The organism is Microcoleus sp. OTE_8_concoct_300 (assembly GCF_031383065.1).
In the GTDB taxonomy this organism is placed as follows: Bacteria; Cyanobacteriota; Cyanobacteriia; order Cyanobacteriales; family Microcoleaceae; genus Microcoleus.
In genome coordinates, this window is record NZ_JANMZH010000668.1 from 1 (window position 1) to 3,678 (window position 3,678).

At 45.0% G+C, this 3,678-nt stretch carries 4 protein-coding genes; 3 read left to right on the forward strand and 1 reads right to left on the reverse strand.

Going from position 1 to position 3,678, the window contains the following annotated elements; all coding sequences use genetic code 11:
• Window positions 1–239: 239 nt before the first annotated feature.
• Together ACUVJL_RS30315 and ACUVJL_RS30320 are read left to right on the forward strand one after the other, a co-directional pair.
• Complete coding sequence (locus ACUVJL_RS30315) at window positions 240–398, forward strand: hypothetical protein (protein ID WP_445249229.1); 159 nt, start codon at window positions 240–242, stop codon at window positions 396–398.
• 200 nt (window positions 399–598) lie between these two features.
• Window positions 599–754, forward strand: coding sequence for a hypothetical protein (locus tag ACUVJL_RS30320; RefSeq protein WP_445249230.1), 156 nt, complete (start codon window positions 599–601; stop codon window positions 752–754).
• Here the strand turns inward: ACUVJL_RS30320 and ACUVJL_RS30325 are convergent.
• Window positions 743–2,245 (reverse strand): methyl-accepting chemotaxis protein, encoded by a 1,503-nt coding sequence (locus ACUVJL_RS30325; protein ID WP_445249231.1) that lies wholly within the window; start codon window positions 2,243–2,245, stop codon window positions 743–745. The two genes, ACUVJL_RS30320 and ACUVJL_RS30325, sit on opposite strands and share 12 nt — an antisense overlap.
• A 136-nt stretch (window positions 2,246–2,381) precedes the next feature.
• Between ACUVJL_RS30325 and ACUVJL_RS30330 the strand changes: the two genes are divergently transcribed.
• Window positions 2,382–3,530 carry a cysteine peptidase family C39 domain-containing protein gene (locus ACUVJL_RS30330; RefSeq protein ID WP_445249232.1) on the forward strand — a complete coding sequence of 383 codons (1,149 nt, stop codon included), beginning with the start codon at window positions 2,382–2,384 and terminating at the stop codon, window positions 3,528–3,530.
• Window positions 3,531–3,678: the final 148 nt, after the last annotated feature.

A 3,678-nucleotide genomic window follows, 5' to 3' on the forward strand; every position in this document is an offset into this window, starting at 1 on the left:
CCCCCCTATCTATCGGGGCAACCACGGGGGGATGGCCCCTACCATAGACCTCTTGCAAAAATAACTAGGACGGGCACTGCGGCCCATCCCACACGCTTTATTTTTTCTTGTGGGATGGGCCGAAGAGCCCGTCCCATCAATTGATGAAAAGGACTTTTGCAAGAGGTCTAATAATTACGCAAATCATTTAGGATTGCTATAGATGTTACAACCTAGTTAAGCGACGATATTCTGAACTTATGGAAATAGTTGTGACGCTGGTGCTGGGTTCGGTGCTGTTTCTCTGGGGAATGCGCCGAGGGCGGGTGTTAGTTCGATCGTCCGTTACTGCCAAGGATTTGTTTAAGGGCAGAAATTCGATCGCCCTGGCGGTAGCGATGGGCCGGAGCTCCTTTTGATACCAGTTTAAAAAAAGAATGCAACTTTCGGCAAGCAGCAAACCCAGATAGTCATCAGTCAATCGATTTTAGATTTTAGATTTTAGATTTTAGATTAACCCCACGGATAAATGCGGGGGCTTGAGGATTTTAGATTTGAGATTTTGGATTGATTCCACTGATAAATCCGGGGGCTTGTACCACCTTTGAAATTCTTGGTCATGCCCAATCTCAAATCTCAAATCTCAAATCTCAAATGGTATGACTTGGATGCCGGAGGTTTGACAAGCTGGGACGGCAGACTAGCAATTGATAACTCAATGCTATCAATTGCTAGTCTGCTAGCCCAAAAGACAGAGCGTCATTTAAACAATTGAATTGAGATTTTGGGCTGCCTCCTTCAATTGTTGAGTTCCTAATTTGGTTTGAGTAATACCGCTAGCGGTTTCTTTTGCCGATTGGTTGAGGCTGTTCATAGCATCGACTACTTGTTGAATGGCAACTGCCTGTTGTTCGGCAGTTAGAGAAATTTGTTGATTGTTCAATACCACATTGTTAACAGCCTTTGCCACTTCTGAGAAAGCTGCTGCCGTTTCTTGACTTATTTTGGTTCCTTCTTCTACTGTTTTAGTACCTTCCTTTGTCACCATTACGGTGGACTCGATCGCATTCTTGATATCAAAGACCAGGTTGTTAATCTTCTCGGCCGATTTCTTACTTTGATCTGCTAGTTTGCGGATTTCTGTAGCTATGACAGTAAAACCTTGGGCGTTCTCGCCCGCCCGCACCGCTTCTACTGAGGCATTCAGTGCCAGCATATTCGTTTGATTGGCTATATCTGTGACAGCAGTAGAGATATTGCCAATCTGATTGGTTTGTTCGCTCAATCGCAGAATTTCTGCCGCGATTGCCCCGACATTTTCTTTCAATCTAGTCATCGATTCCAGGGTTTGATCCACTGCTAGGGTTCCCCTTTCAGCGATGTTTAAAGCTTGCCGTGCAGATTCAGCACCTGCTTGGGCTTGCTGGGCTGATTGTTGGGAAGCAGCGCCCAACTCATCCATTGTGATAGTAGTTTGATTGACAGAGCTAGATTGCTGTGTGGCTGTGCGTTCCTGCTGTTCAACTGTGGCCGCAATCTCTGTGGAAGAACTGGCGATCGCATTCACTGCGTCACTAATTGTTTTAGCAATACCTGAAGAGATTAAAAAGGCAGCAAGTAAGGCGATCGCAATGCCTAAGACGGCACCAACCAAAACGGCAGCGATTAAAAATCTGATATTTTCTTCTGCGTTGGAAGTTGCAGCGTCCAAAATTTCATGCTCTTTTTCATTAAAAGAGCGATTTAATTCGTTAAATTCATTGATGATTAATGTCCCTTTTTTTGTGGCAAAAACTTCTAGCGCTTCTTTTTGCTTTCCTTGCTTGACTAAATTAATCATTTGTTTAGAAAAATCATCATATTGTTTTTGTAAGTCAATTAATTTTTTCAATCGCTCTTTCTGGATGGGATTTTCAATCGTCCTGCCTACCAATTCGGCTACTTCTTGAAATGCTTGTAAGTCTTTCTGATAAGCATTTAAAAAATCTCCATCCTTGATCAAAAGATAGCCCCTAGTCTCTCCCACCATCTTGGCAAGGTAAAAACTCATATAATCTGTCCCTTCTATGGCAGTAAGCGAAATTTTTGTTTGTCTATATGACTCGGCTACCTTACTGGCGCTGGAGAAGACTGGCGCTACTAATCCTACAAATAAAGCAATGGGAACTGCATATCCGAGTAACATCCGGTTTCTCAGCTTTAAGTTGGCAAACATGGCAATATCTCCTTTTGGGTTAGGTAGCTGAATTATCTGATTCTCAACCATTTACTCAGACTCATCAAAAAAAATCCGGCAAAACTTAATATCCAACAAGGGATGCAGGTCGAAGTCTTTAGGATTGAGGGTTGTTTTGCCTGCTTCGATTTTGGATAAATCGTGTTTATTCGATTGTAGCGGGGAATTGAGAAACGAAACCCAAACATCGTCAAATTCTCTCCCCCACTCGGACTCTCTCCCACTCTTGATTGGGGTGCAAGTCGATCGCATAAATGTTACAACTAGCGTTAAGCGACCATATTCTGAACTTATGGAAATACTTGTGACGCTGGTGCTGGGTTCGGTGCTGTTTGTCTGGGGAATGCGCGGAGGGCGGGTGTTAGTTCGATCGGGAGTGACGGCTAACGATTTGTTTAAGGGCAGAAATTCGATCGCCCTAGCTTTTTTGGGTTTTTATATTGCCTTGCTGCTGCTGGCTCTAAATCTGCCTCAAATGCCAGCTTTGCCGATCGAGTGGCGCTTTCACGGGATGGCAGTTACTTGGACTTTGCTACGAGTGATGTTGATGGGAGTCTGCGGTATTGGCTTTACTTTAAGCTGGCAGACGGCGCGATCGCAAGTAATCGCAGTAATTTTAATTTGCTTGTTGGGATTGGCAGGATTTACCAGCGCTGAAGCCTATTTTCTGGCGCCAATTTACGCTGATTTAATAGATAATTTGCGGCCAAACGGTGTATTTCGACAAACATCTAACAGCAGTTGCGCGCCGGCGGCGCTAGCAACAGTGTTAAGGCGTTGGGGAATTGATGCGACGGAATCAAGTGTAGCTAGGGAGGCCGGCACGAGTCGTTTGGGAACTTCGATGCCGCAGTTAATTGTAGCAGCAAGAGCTTTGGGAGTCAATGCGATCGAACTGGCGCCGACTTGGGAGCAAATCCAGCAAATTAATCGCCCCGGAGTGCTAGCAGTTTGGCTGTTTGACGGCCCTCGGAAGTTACCGCACGCGGTGGCTTTGCTGCGAATGAATGACAGTATTGCTGCAATTGCAGACCCGGCGCGGGGCAGGATTTACTATTTAGATAGGGCAACTTTTGCCCAGATTTGGCGCGAGGAATACGTGCCGATTTTTCGGTCTGCGGATATCTTGTTAAGTGACAAACAAGCTAGGGATTATTTGAGTAAATTAGGATATAATAGCGGCGATTTAAAAGCAGATATCGAGCGCTTTCAAACAGATAAAAAATTGCAAGTCAGCGGTAAACTAGATAGGATGACTGAATTAATGTTGAGCGGCTCTTTTTTGGAGGGTGTCCCGAGATTGGATGGGAAATAGTTAGAGAAAATCATCAACCGCAGAGGAACTCTTGAGGCAGAGGGAAGAGGAATCGTGCCGGTTCCCTGAAACAATAGGAATGAGAATTAAATAACTTCCACAAGTTTGTGGGATGGGCGTCCCGCCCGTCCAAAAAGGACGGGCGGGA